Annotated in this window: 20 protein-coding genes; 7 read left to right on the forward strand and 13 right to left on the reverse strand. The window is 66.5% G+C overall.

The genetic code is table 11. The features are described 5' to 3' along the window. Positions 1-6 precede the first annotated feature (6 nt). Positions 7-2172 carry a DUF6600 domain-containing protein gene (locus DES44_RS20945; RefSeq protein ID WP_058934241.1) on the reverse strand — a complete coding sequence of 722 codons (2166 nt, stop codon included), beginning with the start codon at positions 2170-2172 and terminating at the stop codon, positions 7-9. A 361-nt stretch (positions 2173-2533) separates the two neighbouring features. Then, positions 2534-3070 (reverse strand): peptide deformylase, encoded by a 537-nt coding sequence (gene def, locus DES44_RS20950; RefSeq protein ID WP_058934240.1) that lies wholly within the window; start codon positions 3068-3070, stop codon positions 2534-2536. A 135-nt stretch (positions 3071-3205) separates the two neighbouring features. Here def and DES44_RS20955 point away from each other — a divergent pair, with 135 nt between their 5' ends. After that, entirely contained in the window at positions 3206-3682 is a 477-nt protein-coding gene (locus DES44_RS20955) for a hypothetical protein (RefSeq protein WP_147307163.1), read from the forward strand. A gap of 21 nt (positions 3683-3703) precedes the next feature. Here DES44_RS20955 and DES44_RS20960 read toward each other — a convergent pair whose 3' ends face one another. After that, positions 3704-4117, reverse strand: coding sequence for a response regulator transcription factor (locus DES44_RS20960; protein WP_310732380.1), 414 nt, complete (start codon positions 4115-4117; stop codon positions 3704-3706). Positions 4118-4548: 431 nt separating this feature from the next. On the opposite strand from DES44_RS20960, the gene DES44_RS20965 reads away from it, so the two are divergent. The 5 genes from DES44_RS20965 to DES44_RS20985 all read left to right on the forward strand — a co-directional run bounded on the left by DES44_RS20965 (position 4549) and on the right by DES44_RS20985 (position 8027). Further along, positions 4549-5085, forward strand: a complete 537-nt coding sequence (locus DES44_RS20965; RefSeq protein WP_058934238.1) for a glycoside hydrolase family 108 protein — start codon at positions 4549-4551, stop codon at positions 5083-5085. Between the two features lie 24 nt (positions 5086-5109). Continuing rightward, positions 5110-5634, forward strand: coding sequence for a DUF2589 domain-containing protein (locus DES44_RS20970; protein WP_058934237.1), 525 nt, complete (start codon positions 5110-5112; stop codon positions 5632-5634). A 127-nt stretch (positions 5635-5761) separates the two neighbouring features. Then, the gene (locus tag DES44_RS20975) at positions 5762-6382 is read left to right on the forward strand and encodes a DUF2589 domain-containing protein (protein ID WP_058934236.1); all 621 of its coding nucleotides are present in this window, start codon (positions 5762-5764) and stop codon (positions 6380-6382) included. Positions 6383-6572: 190 nt separating this feature from the next. After that, positions 6573-7136 carry a hypothetical protein gene (locus DES44_RS20980; protein WP_058934235.1) on the forward strand — a complete coding sequence of 188 codons (564 nt, stop codon included), beginning with the start codon at positions 6573-6575 and terminating at the stop codon, positions 7134-7136. An 18-nt stretch (positions 7137-7154) separates the two neighbouring features. Further along, entirely contained in the window at positions 7155-8027 is an 873-nt protein-coding gene (locus DES44_RS20985) for a hypothetical protein (protein WP_058934234.1), read from the forward strand. Here the strand turns inward: DES44_RS20985 and DES44_RS20990 are convergent. From DES44_RS20990 to DES44_RS21000, 3 genes are all read right to left on the reverse strand, one after another. Beyond that, on the reverse strand, positions 7987-8628 hold the full coding sequence (locus DES44_RS20990; RefSeq protein ID WP_083525408.1) for a response regulator: 642 nt from the start codon (positions 8626-8628) through the stop codon (positions 7987-7989). The two genes, DES44_RS20985 and DES44_RS20990, sit on opposite strands and share 41 nt — an antisense overlap. Positions 8629-8926: 298 nt before the next feature. Beyond that, complete coding sequence (locus DES44_RS20995; RefSeq protein WP_058934233.1) at positions 8927-9718, reverse strand: bestrophin-like domain; 792 nt, start codon at positions 9716-9718, stop codon at positions 8927-8929. A 120-nt stretch (positions 9719-9838) separates the two neighbouring features. Beyond that, on the reverse strand, positions 9839-10342 hold the full coding sequence (locus DES44_RS21000) for a putative adhesin (RefSeq protein ID WP_058934232.1): 504 nt from the start codon (positions 10340-10342) through the stop codon (positions 9839-9841). Between the two features lie 228 nt (positions 10343-10570). Between DES44_RS21000 and DES44_RS21005 the strand changes: the two genes are divergently transcribed. Next, positions 10571-11602 (forward strand): MBL fold metallo-hydrolase, encoded by a 1032-nt coding sequence (locus DES44_RS21005; RefSeq protein WP_083525407.1) that lies wholly within the window; start codon positions 10571-10573, stop codon positions 11600-11602. Between the two features lie 157 nt (positions 11603-11759). On the opposite strand, the gene ntrC is transcribed toward DES44_RS21005, so the two are convergent. The 7 genes from ntrC to DES44_RS21040 all read right to left on the reverse strand — a co-directional run bounded on the left by ntrC (position 11760) and on the right by DES44_RS21040 (position 20115). Continuing rightward, positions 11760-13241, reverse strand: coding sequence for a nitrogen regulation protein NR(I) (gene ntrC / locus DES44_RS21010; RefSeq protein ID WP_058934231.1), 1482 nt, complete (start codon positions 13239-13241; stop codon positions 11760-11762). Positions 13242-13284: 43 nt separating this feature from the next. Beyond that, the gene (glnL, locus tag DES44_RS21015) at positions 13285-14385 is read right to left on the reverse strand and encodes a nitrogen regulation protein NR(II) (protein WP_058934230.1); all 1101 of its coding nucleotides are present in this window, start codon (positions 14383-14385) and stop codon (positions 13285-13287) included. Between the two features lie 81 nt (positions 14386-14466). After that, positions 14467-14928 (reverse strand): hypothetical protein, encoded by a 462-nt coding sequence (locus DES44_RS21020; RefSeq protein WP_198164982.1) that lies wholly within the window; start codon positions 14926-14928, stop codon positions 14467-14469. Between the two features lie 334 nt (positions 14929-15262). After that, positions 15263-16681: a type I glutamate--ammonia ligase gene (gene glnA, locus DES44_RS21025; protein WP_058934228.1), complete on the reverse strand. Its 1419-nt coding sequence runs from the start codon at positions 16679-16681 to the stop codon at positions 15263-15265. A 386-nt stretch (positions 16682-17067) separates the two neighbouring features. Next, positions 17068-17877, reverse strand: coding sequence for a competence/damage-inducible protein A (locus DES44_RS21030; RefSeq protein WP_058934227.1), 810 nt, complete (start codon positions 17875-17877; stop codon positions 17068-17070). Between the two features lie 82 nt (positions 17878-17959). Next, a complete protein-coding gene (locus DES44_RS21035; protein WP_116001836.1) occupies positions 17960-19027 on the reverse strand; it encodes an EI24 domain-containing protein in 1068 nt (355 codons plus the stop codon). Then, positions 19027-20115 carry a sterol desaturase family protein gene (locus tag DES44_RS21040; protein WP_083525406.1) on the reverse strand — a complete coding sequence of 363 codons (1089 nt, stop codon included), beginning with the start codon at positions 20113-20115 and terminating at the stop codon, positions 19027-19029. Before DES44_RS21040 ends, DES44_RS21035 begins: the two co-directional genes overlap by 1 nt. Positions 20116-20132: the final 17 nt, after the last annotated feature.

Raw genomic sequence — 20132 nt, forward strand, 5'->3', positions numbered from 1 at the left:
CCGCGCTCAGCGCTCGTTTTGCCGACGCTCTTCGCCGCGCTGGCGCATCGGCTCCGCCTTCTGCTCCGGCACTGCGCGGATCTGCGGCTGGGGGCCCGGACGGCCGCCAACGTCCCGACGGGGCGGCTCGACGCGAGGCGACTGGGGCTGCGGCTGAGGTTGCGGCATCGCCTGCGGCGGGGGCATCACCTGGGGCTGGGGCAGCGGTTGCGCCATCACTGGGCGCGGCGTCTCCACGCGCGGTGCTTCCCGGATCTCCCGGGACGGCTCGCGGATGGGCTGCCAGCGCGGGTCGTAGCGCGGATCTGTTCGGGGTGATTCGACCCGAGGCTGCTCCACGCGAGGGGACTCGAAGCGCGGTTGTTCCACTCGCGGCTGTTCCACCCGAGGCTCCACGCGGGACGGGACGGGGACGGCAAATCGGCCGTCATCGCGGCGACCGCCATCGCGTCGGTCCCCGTCACGGCGCCCGTCCTCATACTGCTCTTCGCGCCAGCCGCGGTTCGGATGGAAGCGGTCGTCACGGGTGTTGTCCGGGGCGCCCGTCACCGGGCGAACGCCGTTGGTGACCGGTGCAGGCTGGATCGGGCGATTGTCGTTGCCATGGCCGGGTTGCACGCCCGGCGGCGGGGTCGTCACCGGGAGGGGACGCAGTTGGCCTGGGGCGGTGCCACCAGGGCGACCATCAGGGCGACCATCCGGGCGGCCATCAGGACGACCGTCCCCGCGTGAGTCCGGTCGGCCGTCAGGCCGGCCCCCCGTCGCCATGCCCGGACGCTCCTGCCCCGAGCGCAGCGGCATGCGCGGCTCCACCACCGGCAGCGGTCGGTTGACCGGCATGGCGGTGAACAGGCGGCCATGTTCGCGCTCAAATCGGAACTGCGGCACCGGATCATTCGGACGCGGCACGCGGCCCGGCTCGATGCGCGGGTTGACGCGGCGCCAGTATTCATTGGAGTAGCGGCCCGGCGGGTAGTAGACCTCGCGCGGGGCCAGGGGCACCCAGGCCCCGTAGCGCGGCGGTGGCGGGCGGCGTCCGCCGCTCCAGATGTTGATGCTCAGTCCGGCACCGCCCACCCAGCCGACCACCGCCGGCGCATAGGCCGGGCGCCGCTCATAGGGGCCCGGCACCCAGCACCAGCGGTTCTGCCAGTAAGCCCAGCGGCCATAGTGGAAAGGCGCAAAGCCCCAGGGCATGTCGTCCACCCAGGTCCAGCCCCAGCGGGCGCTCCAGACCCAGCGGCCGTAGCGGTAGGGGGCCCAGTCTTCGACCACCACGGTGGTGGGGACCCAGACCGTGCCATATTCCGGCGATTGCTGCCAGGCGCCGTAGCGGCTGAGTTCCTCGACGCCAGTCATTTCCGGAGAGACGACGTTGGCCGGCACCGGCAGTTCGATGGCGGCGCGTTCGTCGGTCAGCAAAATCTGGGCGAATGCGTCGCGCTGCAGGGGCTGGCGTTCAGTGCGGGGGCCGTTGTCCCACCAAAATTCGGCTTGTTCGTTGGTGGCGACGAAGACGGGTGGCACGTCCATGGCTCGGGAGTCGAAGCGCAGTTTGCCCTGCCAAGTTTGGGACTGGGTGCCGCGGTCCAGTTGGCTGATGCGGTAGAGGCCCTCGCGTTCGAAGGAGAAGCGGCCTTCGAGGGTTTGGAAGGTCCATTCATCCGCAGCCTGGGGGGAGCGCAGGCGGACGCCGGCGCCGCCGCGAACGATCTGGACGGAGACGCGTTGTTCGGACAGGGCGTTAAATTCGATTTCCGACCGTTCGTCGATCCAGAAGGTGCTGGAACCAATGGTCAGGGTGGCGCCGGCACGTTCGTCAGTGCGGAGGCGGTCGCCCTCGCCAACGCTCTGGTTGCGTTGCAGTTGAAGCCATTCGCGGCCTTCAGGGTCGTAGATCCAGGCCCCACTGCTGACCTCGGCCACGCGGCCGGCGCGGGTGGGGACGTCGCCCTGGATGCCCTGGACACTCTGGCCGCTCTGGCTGCTCTGTCCGGGGGGCTCGGCCATGGCAGTGCAGCCGGTGGACAGCGCCAGCAACGCCGCCAACGCCGACGCCATCGCACCCACGTAGCGGCGCGGCCACAGCGGTTGCGAGACGTCCAGGCGGTCTTGTACGTCGGGGGAACATTGGGGGCCCGGGAGGCGAGTGGAGAACGACAGGAAGATCATGCAATCGGCTCCGCCGGTAGGAATCTCTTTAACGCTTTCGACATGATCTGGTGGACCGGTGCTTACAACTTGACGCGGTGTTGCTGGGGGTGACTGTTAGGGGCGCGGCTGTTGGCGGTGGGGGCGAGCGAGACAGGCATGAGGCGGGGGGTATTGACTCCATGTCCTCCGCCCGCTTCGCGGGCTCCCCCTTGACTTCCGTCAATACCCCCCGCCTCCCGCCTGTCCAGCAACACTCGCTGTTTTCCGCGAAGTCAGGCGCGCAGTCATCAGCGGTGCCATGTCGATGTCGTCATCGACTCACTGGGGGCACGGCGGTGCGTTCATGCTCCCGATCTCATCGGGCGTCTTGGGGGGCGATTCAGTCGTCGCTGCGGGGGTCCATGCCAGGGAACAAGACTTCCGTGAAACCAAACTGGCTGAAATCCTTGATGCGCATGGGGTAGAGCACGCCAATCAGGTGGTCACACTCATGCTGCACCACCCGAGCATGAAAACCATCCACCTCGCGGTCAATCACGCCACCCTTGGCATCAAAACCCTGGTAGCGAATGCGCTGCCAGCGCGGCACCACGCCTCGCAACCCGGGCACCGATAAGCACCCCTCCCATCCATCCACCTGCTCGTCCCCGATCGGCGTCAGCGTCGGATTGATCAGCACCGTCATCGGCACCGGCGGCGCCTCCGGATACCGCTCGTTCCGGTTGAAACCAAACACCACCACCTGCAGGTCCACACCAATCTGCGGCGCCGCCAAACCCGCGCCATTGGCCGCCACCATGGTGTCGAACATGTCCTGCAACAGGTCACGCAGCTCAGGCGTGTCAAAACGCTCCACCGGCTTGGCCTGGCGCAATAGACGGGGATCCCCCATCTTCAGGATCTGTTTCACAGCCATCTTGTCTCCGAGAGGTTGTCTCATCACGAATAGTCCACATCTTGCCGGAAACTCCAGGCCTGTGACGCAGCAAGGGCTCCCCATGATGTATGTCCCCCCATGCCCCCCATCTTCCTTGGCGGGGAGCGATGGGTCATGACCGCGCGTGAATGGCTGTCGCTGGCAGTGCGGCTGGGCGTGGTCGCAGCGCTGGCCGCGGCGCTGGTTCACGGCTGGCGCAGCGGCAATACCCTGGTGGCCGTCGTCGCCGCAGTGAATCTGGTCGGGCTGAGCGCCGTGATGCTGTCGTCGCCCGTGATGCAACTCTGCGAGATGTTGCTCCGCTCCGCCAAGGGAATGGCCCTGCGCCCGGAGGAAGGACGATGGCGGGAATTCCGCAGCGTGCCCGTCGCCGTGCGGCTCATGGATGGCGTCTTCTTCGTGCGGGAGTCGGACGCCCGCAAGATCTGCGGCGACGAATGGCCCCAACAGCCCCCCGCCACCGTTCAGTTCCCCGGTGAAAAAGGAAGCTTCCTGCGCGCCCGCCTGCTGGCCGCAGAACTGGAACGCGGCAAACCCATGCCGTCGATGCGCGTGATGGGCTTTGTGCGGTGGCTCAATACGTTGCAGTGACGCAGCCGCAGCCTGCCGCCACTAGCCAGCGGGGTCCTCGCCCAGCAGGCCCACCAGTTGTCCCGTATGCCGCAAGCCGAGCTTGCGAAGCAGGTTTTCGCGATGCTTGCGGATGGTCAGGTCCGAGGTGCCCAGCACCCGCCCGATCTGCTTGCTGCTCAGCCCCTTGACCAGGTGGCGCGCCACTTCGGCCTCCCGGCGCGTGAGCAGTTGGCGCCAGTCCGGCCCGGCGCTGGACTGGCCCGGGATCAGACCCCGCGCCCGCCCGAGCGTGACGGCTTCGATCGCATTTCTGGCTCCCAATGCATGCAGCACCCGCGAACGGTGCTTCTTCAGCGTCTCCTCGCTGATGCCCAGCCGCGCCGCCGCTTCCTTGCATCTGAGTCCGTCAGCCATGGTGAGCAGCACCTGCAGTTCTCTTGGACTGATCGTGATGTTGTCGCAGTAATGAGGGCTTCATAGCGTCCTGTCTCACGCAGCCACTGCCCGCCTCGGCCGGGAGTATGGGAAGTCCGGCATTCCAGGGCTAGCTGTCAAATGATGCAGGCCGACCTGCCCGTCCCTCACTGCAATCGGCAGGCAACCCCGCCCCGCCGCAATGAGGCGGCGCCCCATGCTGCGGGCCGATGACGCCCGGAAACATCGGTGGAATGGGCATTCCCGCCCGGCGAAGCGGCGCAACTCATTTCTCCATTTGTCTGACGCCACTTTCCGGATCAGCGACAGGGCGTTTGAGCCCCGTTCAATCGGCCTTTGGCGGATATCGCACACGCCGCGCCACGCCGACCATTGGTTCACCTCGCGGCCCCTTCAGCACACGCTGCATCGGCCGCCCTTCTGTCCTCTTCTTTCAACAGGTGAATGCAATGGCGAGTTTTGACAAGTTCCTGCCGCTGCTCCTTCGCTTCGAAGGCGGCTTCGTGAATGACCCGGACGACCCCGGCGGCGCCACGAACAAGGGCATCACGCTCAAGACCTTCCAGCACTTCGGCCCGCGCGCCGGTTTCACCGACACCAGCCTGGCCGCCCTGCTGCGCATCACCGACGAAGAAGCCGGTCGCATCTACAAAGTCCATTACTGGGACCCCTTGCGCGGCGATGAGATTCCCTTGCAGCCGCTGGCCGAACTGCTGGTGGACTTCTATGTGAATGCCGGCACCAACGCCGTCAAGGAACTGCAGCGCCATCTGATGTCGGTCAACCCGCCCGGCGCGCTGAGCGATGACGGCATGTTCGGCGAGAAGACCGCCGCCGCCCTGCTGAGCGCAGATCCGCTGCAGACCTATCGCGCCCTGCGCGAACGGCGCCTGGCCTATTACCACCGGATCTGCGAAACCAATCCCCGCCTGCAGAAGTTCCTGAAGGGATGGACGAACCGGGTCAACGCATTTCCGGTCCTCTGACCCCCTTCAGCAAGGACTTCCATCATGAGCTCCAGAGTGGAATTGAAGGACCTGATCGAGGCGCTCGCAGGAGCGGTCATCGAGGCCCAGGACCGCATCGAGCAGCACCAGATCTCCAACATCGGCAACTACTTCGACGAGGACAACCGGCCGCGCAGCGTGCTGCTGCGCCTGCCCTCCGTCCGCCCGGACGCAGTGCCCGGCAGCGAGGACCTCTACCGCGCAGCACTGCTGCCCCTGGTGGCGATGAACGCGCTGCGGATCAAGGAAGTCGAGATGAGCTTCGACGTGGACCTGGGCTCCATCGCCGACGACGGACTGCCCAACGGCACACCCACCCCCACCGGCAGGTCCTGGGACGCCACCGCCGCGGCCGGCGGACCTCAAAAGTCCGTGCAGGTCCACACCCGCGGCCCGCTGGTGGGCACGCGCAGCAGCGCCCATGTGGTCATGCGCGTGGAGGGCGTGGAGCCCAGCGAAGGCGTGGCCCGCATGGTGCATCAGTTGATCCAGGTCCAGGGCGTCTTCCAGACCCAGGATCCGGAATGAGTGCGGCCCGGGTTCAGGTCGCCCCAGGGCACCGGACCCACGGTCGTCCCGAGTCGGCGTCCGGCAGCGCCGATGGCGGCCCCGCAATCGGGCGGAGCCGCCCCTATGCCGAAACAAGGAGTGATTCATGGCTTCAGAGCTTGTCAACATCGCGGAGCAGTACAAGGGACTGCCCATGGGGGAACTGATCGGTGCGCCCCTTACGGCCGCCTGCGACGCGCAGATCCGCCTGGCGCAGGCCACGGCGAATTTCATCGAGACCATCGGCTTCAAGCAGAACGACGACGGCACCCGCGGCGAGACCCGCTATGCCGACTTCAAGTTCAAGCGGCCCACCACGGGCCCGGATGCCTCGGTCCCCGGTGGGGCGTTCTACGAAGAGGAAGTGGAAATCAGCGTTCCGCTTCTGGCCTTGGTCAAGACTCCCGCACTGAGCATCACCACCGTGGACGTCACCTTCAACATGGAGGTCAAGTCCTCCTTCACCGCCAAGGAGGAAAACGGCCGGTCGGGCACGCTGTCCGCATCCGCCAGCGGCGGCTTCGGCCCCTTCAAGGCCAGCGTGAGCGTCAGCGGCACGATCTCCAGCAAGTCGGAACAGACACGCTCCTCCGACAACTCCGCCAAGTACACCGTGCAGGTGCATGCGGAGGACGCAGGCGTGCCGGAAGGGCTGTCGCGGGTGCTTGACATCCTGCAAAGCTCGATCGCCCCGAAGAAGGTGGATGCGCCGGCACCGGTGGCCTGAGTGAGAGAAGGCGGCGGCCCTGCGTGCCGCCGCCACTCAACGCCGCTGTCTGGGCCTGTGTCAGTCCCACTGTGTGGGCCTCTGTCCGGGCCTCTGACGCTTCCCGTAACTCCTCCCCTACCCCGGTCCCAGCCCTCGTCGATGTCGCGCCAGCGGCATCCCCCCATTCAGCACTTTTCAGGAATTCACCATGCAACGACTGCTCTCGATTCCCGCCTCCTACCGGACTGCGTCGCAGCCTCCCGGCCAAGGCCTGCGTCTCAGCCTTGCGCAGGGAGCGGCCGCGGCGCTCGCAGCGCTGGTGCTGGTCTGGCAGGCGCCGCCTGCAGCGGCGGCCGACAGCGGCGCGTCCGCATCCGCCAGCGCATCTTCGGCCCCTGCATCCGCGTCCGCGTCGGCCGATGCTGCTCCGCAATTCCCTCAGGGGACCTGGAGCGGCATCCGAGAAGGAGACGCTGAAACCACGACGCCGGTGACGCTCACACTCAATGGCAATCAGGAGGGCAAGGTGCGCCTGGAGCGACGCCGCTGCGCGATGGGTCTGAAGCCGCTCCAGTCGCAGGCCAAGCAGATCAGCTACCTGATCGGCCCGCTCAAGAACGGCGCCTCCGGCATGGCCCCCGCCTGTGACCGCTTCTGGGATCACCTCCTGGTCCTCGCACCCGATGGCCAGTCGGGCTTCCACGCGCAGATTCAAGACCCCAAGCGGAAAGCGGTGCTGGAAGTGGACCTGTCCCCCGCCTCATCGCGCTGATCACCCTGGAGCCCTGTCATGGAAACGCCCTCTCCTGCCGGGGCCGCCTGGGTGGCGGCCCTGAAGCGGCAACTGGAAGTGGAAGTCGCCGTCATGCTGCGCCATGCGCTCTCCGCAGGACGCGCGCTGCCCGCCAGTCTGGCGCAGGCCGTGGAGGAACAGCGGGCCGCTCAAGACGCCGAGGCGTCCGGGCAGTCCCTGGCCCTGTTGGCGCAACTGCATGCCGACCTGGCCCAACTGGTGGCACCGGCACGGCCGGGCACGCTGCGGCTGCTGCAGGCAGGGCTGCAGAAGACCGGCCTCAGCGCCATGATGGGGCCCCTGACCAACCTGCGCCGGCTGACGGCTGCGGCCCTGATCTGCGTGCTCTGCTTCGTCGGGCTGTCCATGTCTCCGGACGTGAACGACACCACGCTCGCCGGCAGCATCTATCGGCTGGACGGCATCACACAATTGGTGGTGATGGCCTTTCTGCTCGCGGCCGCCGGCATGGGCAGTACCTTCCAGGCCCTGTTCAAGGCGCAGGCTTACGTCTCCGAAGCGACCTATGACCCCGTCTACGACGCGTCCTACTGGATTCGCATCGGCCTCGGGCTGGTCGCCGGCCTGATGCTGGCGGTGCTGGTGCCGCTGGAGGCGAAGAACGGCGAGTCGATCGCCCGGCCGGTCCTGGCCCTGCTGGGCGGCTTCTCGGTGCAACTGGTCCATCTGGTCCTGCAGCGCCTGGTCGATGCCGTCCGCTTCATGTTCGATGGCCAGCGCAACCCGCCCGACAAGAGCGTGGCGGCGCCGGTCCCGGTCCTCGCAACAGCGCCAGTACCGCCGGCGCCGGTGCCGGTGCCAGGCAGCCTCAGGGATGCGCCAGACCTTCCCGGATCGCAAACCGGGTGAGCGCGGCCACGCCGCGAATGCCCAGCTTGCCCGTGGCATGCTCGCGATGGGTCGCCACCGTCTTGACGCTGAGGTTGAGACGGGCGGCGGCCTCCTTCGTCGACAGCCCTTCCGCCAGCAACTGCACCACCTCGCGCTCCTTGGGCGTGAGCTTGCAGAAGGCGTAGGAGCGATGCGTTTCCGGCGTCGTGGCCATCACCGCCGCTTCCGCCAGTGAGGGACTCAGATAGAGCTGCCGATGACGCACGGCGGACAGCGCCCGCAGCATTTCCTCGGGGCTCGCATCCTTGGCCAGGAAGCCGCGTGCGCCCGCGTCCAGCGCGGTCCGCATCAGCTCATGCGGCTCATCCGCCGCCAGGCACAGCACGCGCGTATGCGGCGAGCCTGCCGCGATCCGCCGGATGACATCCACGCCGTGGAGGCCCTCCAGTTGCAGCTCCATCATGACCAACTCGGGCCTGAGCTCGACGGCCTTCGCGGCCCCTTCCCGCCCATCGCCAAAGCTGCCCATCAATGCAAAGTCGCCCTGCCGGCTCAGCAGTGCCACCAGGCCTTCGCGCACCAGCTGATGCCGGGCCATCACCATGACTCGTGTATGCATGTTTCCCCCTGATTGCTCTTCATGGAGCGTTATTGGTCCGGCAATAGTGATTCAATTCATTACAGAGACCAATACCGCCAATGTCGTAGGACCGGCGCTGACCAAGGCGCGCTTTGCAATGCCTGCCGCATGGTCATTGAATGGAAACAGGTGATGCTGCCAAGGTCAGGAAAGGGCATGCACTCATTCGGGCGGCACCAATGGGAAAGGCCCTCGCTTCCAAAGAAACGAGGGCCTTTGAATGAGCCTTGTGAATCGCGGGCGACTCGCCAAGGCCATTGTCGATTGAGCGATAAGGCTATTGGGCGCCCTGATCCCAGACTTGCATGCCGGCCAGCGTGTAGAGGAAGGGCTGCCGGGAGACGCTCTGATCGTCCACATAGGGACGGTCCATGTACGCGATGAAGAAGAACACCATGCCGGTGGACAATGCCACGAAGGCCATGGCCAGCCGATTGAAGGCATTGGCGGGCAGCACCAGCAGCGGCACCAGGGACAGCACGCCGCCCACCACGATCACAAACCAGAAGGTCACCGGAACGCAGGCCTCCCCGGAGCTGATGCGTTCGCGGCGAAACCGGAGCATTTCATTGGAGCGTTTCCAGATCTCCGCGAGCAGCACCTCCTGCCGCGCGCTGTGCGGCTCGATCCGCTGAAGGGCTCGAAAGATCCGGTCAATGCGCACGCCGTTGTCGTAACGGGTGGGATCCTCCTGCATCTGCGGCCATTCGATGTCGATGATCGACTGCACGTATTCACGGGTGCGCTCGCGGGCCTCCAGCGCTTCCGGGGTGCCGTAGACGGCCAGGTCCCGCCCGAGCTGCGCCAGGCTGATCGCTTCATTGTTGACGGCCGTGTCGGCGGAGCGAAAGCCGTCCCACACCGATACCGCGCAAAAGGCCAGCAGCAGGGAATTGAGCGTGGCCACCAGCGCCAGAAGCGTCATGGCCACTCCGCGTTCGCTGTCGCTGAAGAGCGGTTTCCAGAGACGGTGCACCGCCTCATAGCAGACTTGCGCCGGCACCATCCATCCCGCCAGCATCAAGCCGCAGAATTGCCAGACCGGCAATTGATAGATCGATAACGGCATACGCCTCCCTCCTCATTCCCTGTGGCCCGCCGCTGGCAGTGCATCGGCCCCCGGGCGACTGCTGCGGGCCACCGCCCAGGGACGACTGGACCGATCCCGGAGATCGGCACCAGGGACGGATCAGGCGGTTGCCGAGATCACGGAGTCATCGCCGCCCTGAGTGGCACACGCGGCCCAAAAAACCCGCACCGACTTGCCGGCCTTGGCTGCTTCAGCCGCTTTGCTGGCCAGTGCCGGCAGCTTCACCAGGTCCGCCAGCGTGGTCTCCTGATCCACCAGTACGGGGGTCAGTACATTGCCCGTGAGCAGCCCGGTGCGGATCGGGTCATTCGAGGCGCCCAGCGAATACAGACGCAAGTTGGGCGCGGGCTTGCCGCCCTCATATTTGTGGGGGAAGCCGTTGTCCGGCATCAGCGTGCTGGTCTTGCTACCCGTCGTCAGCGTCAGCGTCTTGATTTCCTTGGCGTCGATCAGCAGCTTCGCCGCCGAGACCAGCAGCACTGCCCCCACAGGCCCCAGGATGTACAGGTCCAGACCCGCGGGCAGCGTGATGTTGTCATATCCGCCTTTGTAGCCACCGTGGCCCAGAAGGATGATGTCGTTCTTGGTTGCTTGGAGCGTCATGAGTCACCTCTACTTTCATGTGCAATGGGATGAAAAGAGCCGGCATCCAGGGCCGACCCGACCGCGACCCGCAGGCTTGATCGCACCCGGGTGCTGACCGCCCCCCCGCGGCAGCTGAGCCGCGTCGTGAAGCAGTAGGGTCAGCATAGGAAGTGCACTTGTTGGCGCCCATGGCTCAACAGCCGGTTCCCGCGGTGGAAAATGCCGAGGCCTTCCAAGGAGACCGCCATGTCCCGCCAGCCGCTGCCGTCCCTTCCGCCCCTTCCGCATTTCACCCAGGCCCTCGGCCACGGCATCTACGCCATCGACACCGCCTTCCAGCGCGATCACTTCGATGCCGCCTATCTGGTCGTGGACGATGGCCGCGCCGCGTTCATCGACACGGGCACCCGCCACGCAGTGCCGCGACTGCTGGACACCCTGCAGGCCGTGGGGCTCTCCACCCAGGCCGTGGACTGGGTCATCCCCACCCACGTGCATCTGGACCATGCCGGAGGCGTCGGACCGCTGATGCAGCAACTGCCATCGGCGCGCCTGCTGGTTCATCCCCGCGGCTTGCGACACATGGTGGATCCGTCCGCGCTGTGGGCCGGCGCGCTGGCGGTGTACGGCGAGGAGGAGATGCAGCGCTCCTATGGCACCCTGGTTGGGGTGCCGGAGTCACGCACCGTCGCCAGCACCGACGAGCAACGCGTGAGGCTGGGCCAGCGCGAGCTTCGCCTGATCGACACCCCGGGCCATGCCCGCCATCACCACTGCGTGTGGGATGAGACCAGCGGCGGCTGGTTCACCGGCGATACCTTCGGCCTGTCCTATCGCGAATTCGATGACGCCCAAGGGCGGGCCTGGATCCTGCCCACCAGCACGCCGGTGCAGTTCGAACCCGAGGCCTTGCTCGCGTCCCTGCAGCGCCTGATGCAGACACAGCCCCGGCGCATGTTCCTCACCCACTACAGCGCCGTCGGGCGCGATGCAGCCGATGTGCGGCGACTGGCTGGCCTGCTGATCGAGCAGATCCAGGAGATGGCCCGCATCGCACGGGCTCTGCAGGACGCGCCGGAACGTCACCTGGCGCTCAAGCGGGAGCTGCTGGCGCTCTACCAGCGCGGCGTGGCGGCGCATCTGGGCGACGCGATGTCGCCGGAGCAGGTGGCTCAGCTGCTGTCGATGGATGTGGAATTGAACGCCCAGGGGCTGGGCGTGTGGCTGGACAAGCAGCGTCCGCGGACCGAGGACGGAGCACGAAGCAACGGGGGCTGAGCCGGAGAGCCGGAGAGCCGAAGGGCCCGAGAGCCTCAGAGCTCTCAGGCATCACCAAGCCACATCAGCAGCCAGCACCCGCACCCGCACCCGGATCCGGATCCGGATCGGCATCAAGCGTCCACGCCGCTCCACCCATCCGCGTCAAGGCGCCCGATCACGCATCCAGGTTGAGTTCCTGGATCTTGCGCGTGATCGTGTTGCGCCCGATGCCGAGCTTCTGCGCGGCTTCAATGCGGCGGCCGCGTGTCAGGTCCAGCGCCGTCAGGATGAGACTGGCCTCGAATCGACGGGTCAGCACATCCCACACGTCCGGCTCTCCCGCGGCCAGCAGGCGGCGCGCTTCACGGGCCATCTCGGCCACCCACGCGTCCGGCGAGGGGTTCACCGGCATGGCGCCGGGCAGTGCCACCGGCAGGGGTTGGCTGCTGGTCAGGCCGCTGCTCACCGGCACCGTCTCGGACAGTGCGCTGCCCACGCCGCCGGCAGGGGCCAGCAGTTCCTGCGGCAGGTCCTTGGCCTCCACCACCAGGCTGGGCGCCATGACGCTCAGCCAGTGGCAGATGTTTTCCAGTTGCCGCACGTTGCCGGGGAAATCGAAATTCACCAGGCGCTGCAGCGCCGCCTCGGACAGACGCTTGGGCTCCACGCCCAGCTCGGCCGCACTGCGCTGCAGGAAATAACGCGCCAGCAGCGGCACGTCTTCACGACGCTCGCGCAGCGGCGGCAGACGCAGCCGGATGACATTGAGCCGATGGAACAGGTCTTCGCGGAAGCGCCCTTCCTTGACCAGCGTCTCCAGGTTCTGATGGGTGGCCGCCACCACCCGCACATTGGCCCGCTGCGGGCTGTGGCCGCCGACGCGATAGAACTGTCCGTCCGACAGCACACGCAGCAGGCGCGTCTGCAGGTCCAGCGGCATGTCGCCGATTTCATCGAGGAAAAGCGTGCCGCCCTCGGCCTGCTCGAAGCGGCCGCGCCGCGTGGCCTGCGCGCCGGTGAAGGCGCCGCGCTCATGACCGAAGAGTTCCGACTCCAGCAGGTCCTTCGGAATGGCCGCGGTGTTGATGGCCACGAAGGGCCCCTCCGCCCGCGGGCTGTGCTTGTGCAGCGCACGCGCCACCAACTCCTTGCCCGAGCCGGACTCGCCAGTGATCAGCACCGTGACATGACTCTGGCTCAGCCGCCCGATGGCACGGAACACATCCTGCATCGCCGGGGCCTGGCCCAGCATTTCCGGCATCTGGACCTGCGTTTCCTCCGCCACCGATTCGCGCTGGCTTTCCTCCTGCGCACGGCGGATCAGCTCCACCGCCCGCGGCAGGTCAAAGGGCTTGGGCAGGTATTCGAAGGCCCCGCCCTGGAAGGCCGAGACGGCACTGTCCAGGTCGGAATACGCCGTCATGATGATCACCGGCAGACCCGGCAGCTGTTTCTTGATGGTGCTGAGCAGCTCCAGCCCCGATCCGCCCGGCATGCGGATGTCCGACACCAGCACCTGCGGTGAATCTTCCTCCAGCGCCGCGAGCACCTCCCGCGCCTGACTGAAGCTGCGCACCGGCAGTCCTTCGCGCGTCAGCGCCTTCTCAAGCACAAAACGAATGGAATGGTCGTCGTCAACAATCCAGATCGACTTCATCTAAGGCTCCCCTTCACCTTATGCGCGCGCTTGTGGCAATGCGTCAGGGTAAAGGCAGGGTGATTCGGAAATCGGTCCGGCCCGGCTGGCTGTCACAGTCGATCATCCCCTGGTGCTGTTGGGCAATCGTCTGTGCCAGCGTCAACCCGAGACCAGAGCCCCCATCCCTGCCCGACACCAGCGGGAAAAAGATGCGGTCCTTGATCTCCTCGGGCACGCCCGGGCCGTTGTCTTCAATATGCAATTCCAATGCCAAGCGCCAGCGCTGCTTGCCAATCGTCACCTGACGGGCAACGCGGGTGCGCAAATGAATGACGGCGTCGCCGGCGGCAATACGCTCGTGCAATGCCTGCGCCGCGTTCTGGACGATGTTGAGCACCGCCTGGATGAGCTGCTCCCGGTCGCCCCGGAAATCAGGCAGCGAGATGTCGTAGTCGCGCTGCAGCCGCAGGCCGCGCGGATATTGGGCCTGGACCAGCGTGCGCACCCGCTCGCAGATCTCGTGGATGTTCACATCGCCCACCACCTGCGCACGGCGGTGCGGCGCGAGCAGGCGGTCCACCAGGGACTGCAGCCGGTCGGCCTCGTGGATGATGACCTCGGTGTATTCCTCCAGCTCCGGCCAGAGCTCGGTGGGCTGCAACTCCAGCGCCAGCAGCTGGGCCGCCCCGCGGATGCCGCCCAATGGATTCTTGATCTCGTGGGCCAGGTTGCGGGTGAGCTCCTTGGTGGAGCGGACCTGGTCGAGGTTGCGCTCCTCCCGATCCTGGCGGCTTTGCTGCTCGTTCTCGATCAGCTCGATCACCAGGCGCTGCGGATCGTCCGTCTGGCTGACGATCACATGCACCGGCAGCACATCGTCATGGGCCCGCGGCCCGCGACGGATCTGCGCATCAAAGCGGCTGCTGGAGAAGTCGTTGCGGGACACGCCTTCCAGCGCTTCCAGCAGACGGCTGGTGTCGGGGAACCAGTCGAGCAGATTGCTGCCCTGCACCGCCCGGCGGGGCAGGTTGAACAGCGTCTCGACGGCGGTGTTGGCAAATTCGCAGGTCCCGTCCGGCCGCACCACCGCCACCAGCGTGGCCAGCAGGTCAAAGGCCTGGAAGGGATGCGCCGCGGTGGGCGGCGGAGTCTTGGGAGTCATCGGAGTCACCGTGCATCACCATCGATGCGCCCGCTCCGAAGGTCCCGCGCCAGCCCGAGGGGCCGGGCCGGCCGCGTCAGGTCAGTTGGGAATCTTGGAGAGCTCGCGCTTGATGGCCTGAATGTCGCTTTCCTGGCGAGCCACGCTGGCCTTGAGCTCCGCCACGCGGTCCAGGTACTTCTGGTAGTTGCGCTCGTTGCCCTGGCGTTCCGGCTCGCCGTTGTTGAATTCCTTCTGGAGCTTGGCCAGCCGCTCTTCGGCTTCACGCAGCTCCTGCTCCAGCACCCGGCGACGTTCGTTGTCGCGGGATCTCTGGTCCTTGGGGTCCACCCGCTCATTGGGCGCTCCGGAGGCCGCCGGCGCGGCGGTGCCGGCCTTGGGCTTGATGGGCGAGAAGACCGTGATGGGCGTGCCGTCGATGCTGCGGCAGCCCTTCTCCTGGGCTTCCTTGGCCGAGAGCGCATCGGTGTAGAGCACCGGCGGTCCCGGGCAGCGGTAGACCACCGCCTGCGCCGACGCCGAACCGGCCAGCCCGATGACCATGGCCACCCCGGCCAGGCTCGCGCCCCTCTGTATTGACCCAACCCGCTTGATTCGCATTGCTCGCATCCAATTGACCGAAGTCGATACTCATTGTGACGCAAGCTGGGGTTTTACGGGATGGAAGCTTTGCAATGCGCTGTTGCGAGGTGTACGGTCCGGGAACTCTCCACGGCCGGCCCCAGAAAAAAAGGGATGGCCGCGCGGGCCATCCCTTGTGTGTGGTGCCTCGCTGCTCTGCCGCCGCCTGGAGAGGCTGCCCCGGAGGGCGCTGCCCGGTCCGGGCGGCTGCCCGGGTTGCGGGCTGGCAGAGTCCCGAGGGACACATGGCGCTCGATCAGAGCGAGTAGTACATGTCGAACTCGACCGGATGCGTGGTCATGCGGAAGCGCTGCACTTCCTGCATCTTCAGGTCGATGTAGGCGTCGATGTACGCGTCGGTGAACACACCGCCCTTGGTCAGGAACGCACGGTCCTTGTCCAGGTATTCCAGGGCCTGGTCCAGGCTGTGGCAGACGGTCGGGATCTTCGCGTCTTCTTCCGGGGGCAGATGGTACAGGTCCTTCGTTGCGGCTTCGCCCGGATGGATCTTGTTTTCCACGCCGTCCAGGCCGGCCATCAGCAGGGCTGCGAAGGCCAGGTAGGGGTTGGCGGAAGGATCGGGGAAACGCGCCTCGATGCGGCGGCCCTTGGGGTTGGCCACATACGGAATGCGGATCGAGGCCGAGCGGTTCTTGGCCGAATAGGCCAGCTTCACCGGGGCTTCGAAGCCAGGGACCAGACGCTTGTAGCTGTTGGTGCCGGGGTTGGTGATGGCGTTCAGGGCACGGGCGTGCTTGATGATGCCGCCGATGTAGTACAGCGCGAAGTCGCTCAGGCCGGCGTAGCCGTCACCAGCGAACAGGTTCTTGCCGTCCTTCCAGACCGACTGGTGCACGTGCATGCCGGAGCCGTTGTCGCCAACGATCGGCTTGGGCATGAAGGTGGCGGTCTTGCCGTAGGCATGGGCCACGTTCTGGATGATGTACTTTTGCAGCTGCAGCCAGTCGGCGCGCTGGACCAGCGAGCTGAACTTGGTGCCGATTTCCATCTGGCCGGCGTTGGCCACTTCGTGGTGATGCACTTCGACCGGAATGCCCATCTGTTCCAGGATCAGGCACATCTCCGAGCGCATGTCCTGGCCGCTGTCGACCGGGGGCACGGGGAAGTAGCCGCCCTTGACGGTGGGACGGTAGCCGCTGTTGCCGTGCTCGTATTCCTTGCCGGTGTTCCAGGCAGCTTCTTCGGATTCGATCTTCACGAAGCAGCCGGACATGTCCACGTTCCAGCGGACGCTGTCGAAGATGAAGAACTCGGGTTCCGGACCGAAGTAGGCGGTGTCGCCCAGGCCGGAGGACTTCAGGTAGGCCTCGGCACGACGGGCCAGCGAACGCGGGTCGCGCTCATAGGCCTTGCCATCGGTCGGGTCGATGACGTCGCAGGTCAGGATCAGGGTGGGTTCTTCGAAGAACGGATCGATGTTGGCCGTGTTGGGGTCCGGCATCAGCAGCATGTCCGAGGCTTCGATGCCCTTCCAGCCGGCGATCGAGGAACCGTCAAAGGCATGACCCGACGCGAACTTGTCTTCGTCGAAGGCGGACACGGGCACGGACACGTGCTGTTCTTTGCCGCGGGTGTCAGTGAAGCGGAAGTCAATGAACTTGACTTCATGCTCCTTCACCATGTTCATCACGTCGGCGACGGTCTTGGTGGCCATCAATCACTCCTAGGGGGACTGGGGATAAGAAGAAAGATTCGGCGGACAGGCCGGCGACTGGTGGGACGCGACCCGGCTAGAACTTGACCACGACCTGCCAAAACACCGGCACCGGAATCGAGCAGCCAATCTCGAGCGCCAACTATTTAGCAGGTTGCATGCCAACAAAGGCACCGCCATGCGCCACGTTCGCACATTCCCTGCACACGCCATGCACAGCGGTTGCGCATGACGGGCCCACCGATGGCACAGCGCTGGCACAGCGCCGCGGGCGGCAGGCGCCACCTCGGTGCATGCCGGAATGGGGCCGCAGGTTCAGCGGCAGGGAATCACGACAGTGAGGCGCTGGGCGGCGACCCGTGGGCAGCCATGTCCAGCGCGGTGCATCATCGCACCATTTCAGTGCTGATGACAGCACCAAATTGGACGACCCCCTCACGCAGGGCCGCGTAGGCGGACTCGAAACGGTCGCTGGACACCTCCGCCCCGGCCGGCTTCACGCCCAGCTCGATATGGCGACCCCATTGCGGATGGTCGACGCTGGGCAGCGAAAACACCTTGATGCCGGGGAAGTCGGCTTCCACCCGCTCCATCAGCGGCGTGAGCGACGCTTCCATCGCGCCCTGCACGATCATCGATCGCTCCCGCGTGCTGACCTGGCGATGCAGGGCCGCGTACTGCTCATCCAGCACCCATTCGATCATCGGATGGGCCATCACCGGAAAGCCGGGGACGAAGTAGACGCTGCCGACCGAGAAGCCGGGAATCTTGTTGTAAGGGTTGGGAATGATGCGGGCGCCCTCGGGGAACACGCCCATTTCCATCCTGCGCTGGGTGTCGGGGTGGTCCCGGTCCGGCGTCGTGCCCTGCTCGGCGGCCATCTGCTGGACGCGTTGCCAGATGAACTCGGCGGCCTGCGGATGCAGGGCCAGCGGACGGTCCAGCGCGGCGGCGGCGGCCTGCCGGGTGTGGTCGTCCGGCGTGGCGCCGATGCCGCCGCAGCTGAACACCAGGTCGCCGCTGGCAAAGGCGCTGCGCAGCTCGCGGGTCAACTGGTCCCGGTCATCGCCCAGGTACTTGGCCCAGGACAGGGACAGGCCTCGCGCGCCCAGCAGCTCGATCACCTTGGCCAGGTGCTTGTCCTGCCGCTTTCCGGAGAGGATCTCGTCGCCGATGATGATGAGGCCGATGTTCATGCGAAGTCCTGAAGGTTGCAAAGCGACCGCATGATGCCGTCGCCAGGACGGTCATGCCGGCGCGGGGATTTGCCGCTGCGCCTCAGGCGCCCGGCAGGCCCGGAACGCCAGGGACGCCCGGCCCCCCCGAACCACCCGAACCACCCTGGGCGCCCGGCACAGCGGACCCTGAAGACGGCGGCAGCCGACGGGGGGCGCCGGCATCCAGCGCGGCAGGCATACCCGGCGAAGCAGGCGGCACGGGCGCATCCGGCGGAAAGTCTTCCACCCGCGGCGGCGGCGTGGCGTAGTTGGCCGGCAGCGCGTCCATCACATCGTCGAGCGGGGTGCCGGGTGCCACGGTGTCCTCACGCCGCATTTCCTGCAGCGCCGCCAGCGCATAGTGGATGAACCACAGGGAGCTGAAGGCGAAGACCAGGGTGAACAGCCACACCGCCAGCGGCAGCAGCACCGGGCTCAGGGCGATGGCAAACAGGCCCAGCGAAAACAGCGCCGCAGGGGCCGCGCCGAGATAACCGGTGCACACGCCCAGCAGCAGCAGGGGGAGCCGATGCTCCCGCAGCAGGCGGCGACGCTCCGGCGCCGAGGCGTGATCGGCCAGTGCATCGAAGGTGAACACGCGGTAGCCCAGCCAGCCGAAGATCAGCGGCGGCAGCACCGCAAACAGCGGCGGGATCAGCCAGAACGGCAGCGACACCAGCAGCAGCACCAGGCACAGCACCGTATGGCCCAGCGACCACATCAGGCTGGACACGAAACCGCCGCCCCGCTTGCGCTCCAGACCCGGGAAGCGACGACGCCCCACCAGGTTCACCAGCGAGGGCATCATCATCATCGCCACCAGCAGCATGCTCAGCGCCGCCAGCACCGGCAGGCTCACCCCCAGCACGATGATCGGCGCCAGCAAGGCACGCAGGCCCTGCCCGCCCATGCTGTCCAGCCACTTGAGCATCGCGTCGATGAGGCTCCAGGACTCCATCGTCGAGCGCACCGCGGCCACTGCGCCTTCCCAGAAGAAGTAGCCCAGCACGCCGGTCAGCAAACCCAGCAGCAGCACCGGCAGCAGCGACAGGCCAATCACCTGCGGATGCAGGCAGTACATGGCTGCACGCCAGAAGGAGTCGGCCACCCGGCCCATCGGTTTGATCATCAGTCGTCCCCTCCTGTGGACTGTGGCTGAGTGTCAGCGGCGCGCAGGCCGGGTGCCGTGATTGTGGGCCCCGCTGTGCGGGCCGTGTCCGTGGTGGGTGTGGGAACGGTGTGGGTTGTGTGACCAGCGCGCCGGCCAAAGAGGCGCCGAAGCCCCAGCCACTGCTGCGCCCAGAAGCCTTGGCCGTAGTCCCGCCCGCCCGATTCCGGCAACTGGTCGCGAACGCCCGTCGGGTCCCAGCGGTCCTCGAAATTGGCGGTGCGAAACAGCACGTCCCAGATCGGGAACAGCACGGCGAAGTTGTGGCCGCCCAGCGTGCCCGCGCCGAAGCCTTCATGGCCGATGCCGATGGAATGATGCAGGCGATGAAAGCGCGGGCTCACCAGCAGCCGCTCGCCGATGCGGCCAAAGCTCAGCCGAAGGTTCGCATGTTGCAGGTTCTCCAGCAATTGCGACAGGGCCACCAGCGCCACGAACTGGCCGGGGCCGACGCCGATCAGCCGCGCCACCAGCACGACGGCGGCGTCGATGATCAGATCGTCCAGCAGATGGTTGCGGCTGTCCGACCACATCGTCATCTGCCGCTGGCTGTGATGCAGCGAATGCAGTGACCACCACCAATGCCACTGGTGCTGCGCCCGGTGCAGCCAGTAGTTCAGCAGGTCGAACGCGATCAGGTAGAGGATGAAGCTGACCCAGGCAATGTCCGTCACGCCGGGCCAGACGGCATCCAGCTGGAAGGTGGGAATGCCCCACAGGCGGAGCTGCCCGGTAACGGCATCGGCCGCCGGTTCCAGGGTGAAGAACATCACCAGCCGGAACAGGCCCAGGCGCTGGATCAGGGTGTAGATCACATCCACCCGGATGGCGCGCCGGTCGGTCACCGGCTCCGCCGGCCGCCAGCGCTGCAGGCTGCCGATCACCACCAGCATCACGGCGATCTGCAGCAAGCCCACCAGCAGCCAGCCGGTGGCATCAAAGGCGTCTTCCAGCAGGTTGCCAAAGCCAAGGCCGAAGACCACGGGCTGCACCACGGCCTCGAAGAGGGCCTGCTGGGCCTGTCCAAAAAGATCGGTGAACCAGTCCATCACGAGAGCGGCCTCCC

Source organism: Roseateles depolymerans (assembly GCF_003387155.1).
GTDB lineage: Bacteria > Pseudomonadota > Gammaproteobacteria > Burkholderiales > Burkholderiaceae_C > Roseateles > Roseateles depolymerans.

Coding starts and splice junctions, on each gene's coding strand:
- DES44_RS20945 (WP_058934241.1), bottom strand. CDS start 2,172: ATGATCTTCCTGTCGTTCTCCACTCGCCTCCCGGGCCCCCAATGTTCC.
- def (WP_058934240.1), bottom strand. CDS start 3,070: ATGGCTGTGAAACAGATCCTGAAGATGGGGGATCCCCGTCTATTGCGC.
- DES44_RS20955 (WP_147307163.1), top strand. CDS start 3,206: ATGACCGCGCGTGAATGGCTGTCGCTGGCAGTGCGGCTGGGCGTGGTC.
- DES44_RS20965 (WP_058934238.1), top strand. CDS start 4,549: ATGGCGAGTTTTGACAAGTTCCTGCCGCTGCTCCTTCGCTTCGAAGGC.
- DES44_RS20970 (WP_058934237.1), top strand. CDS start 5,110: ATGAGCTCCAGAGTGGAATTGAAGGACCTGATCGAGGCGCTCGCAGGA.
- DES44_RS20975 (WP_058934236.1), top strand. CDS start 5,762: ATGGCTTCAGAGCTTGTCAACATCGCGGAGCAGTACAAGGGACTGCCC.
- DES44_RS20980 (WP_058934235.1), top strand. CDS start 6,573: ATGCAACGACTGCTCTCGATTCCCGCCTCCTACCGGACTGCGTCGCAG.
- DES44_RS20985 (WP_058934234.1), top strand. CDS start 7,155: ATGGAAACGCCCTCTCCTGCCGGGGCCGCCTGGGTGGCGGCCCTGAAG.
- DES44_RS20990 (WP_083525408.1), bottom strand. CDS start 8,628: ATGCATACACGAGTCATGGTGATGGCCCGGCATCAGCTGGTGCGCGAA.
- DES44_RS20995 (WP_058934233.1), bottom strand. CDS start 9,718: ATGCCGTTATCGATCTATCAATTGCCGGTCTGGCAATTCTGCGGCTTG.
- DES44_RS21000 (WP_058934232.1), bottom strand. CDS start 10,342: ATGACGCTCCAAGCAACCAAGAACGACATCATCCTTCTGGGCCACGGT.
- DES44_RS21005 (WP_083525407.1), top strand. CDS start 10,571: ATGTCCCGCCAGCCGCTGCCGTCCCTTCCGCCCCTTCCGCATTTCACC.
- ntrC (WP_058934231.1), bottom strand. CDS start 13,241: ATGAAGTCGATCTGGATTGTTGACGACGACCATTCCATTCGTTTTGTG.
- glnL (WP_058934230.1), bottom strand. CDS start 14,385: ATGACTCCCAAGACTCCGCCGCCCACCGCGGCGCATCCCTTCCAGGCC.
- DES44_RS21020 (WP_198164982.1), bottom strand. CDS start 14,928: ATGGTCATCGGGCTGGCCGGTTCGGCGTCGGCGCAGGCGGTGGTCTAC.
- glnA (WP_058934228.1), bottom strand. CDS start 16,681: ATGGCCACCAAGACCGTCGCCGACGTGATGAACATGGTGAAGGAGCAT.
- DES44_RS21030 (WP_058934227.1), bottom strand. CDS start 17,877: ATGAACATCGGCCTCATCATCATCGGCGACGAGATCCTCTCCGGAAAG.
- DES44_RS21035 (WP_116001836.1), bottom strand. CDS start 19,027: ATGATCAAACCGATGGGCCGGGTGGCCGACTCCTTCTGGCGTGCAGCC.
- DES44_RS21040 (WP_083525406.1), bottom strand. CDS start 20,115: ATGGACTGGTTCACCGATCTTTTTGGACAGGCCCAGCAGGCCCTCTTC.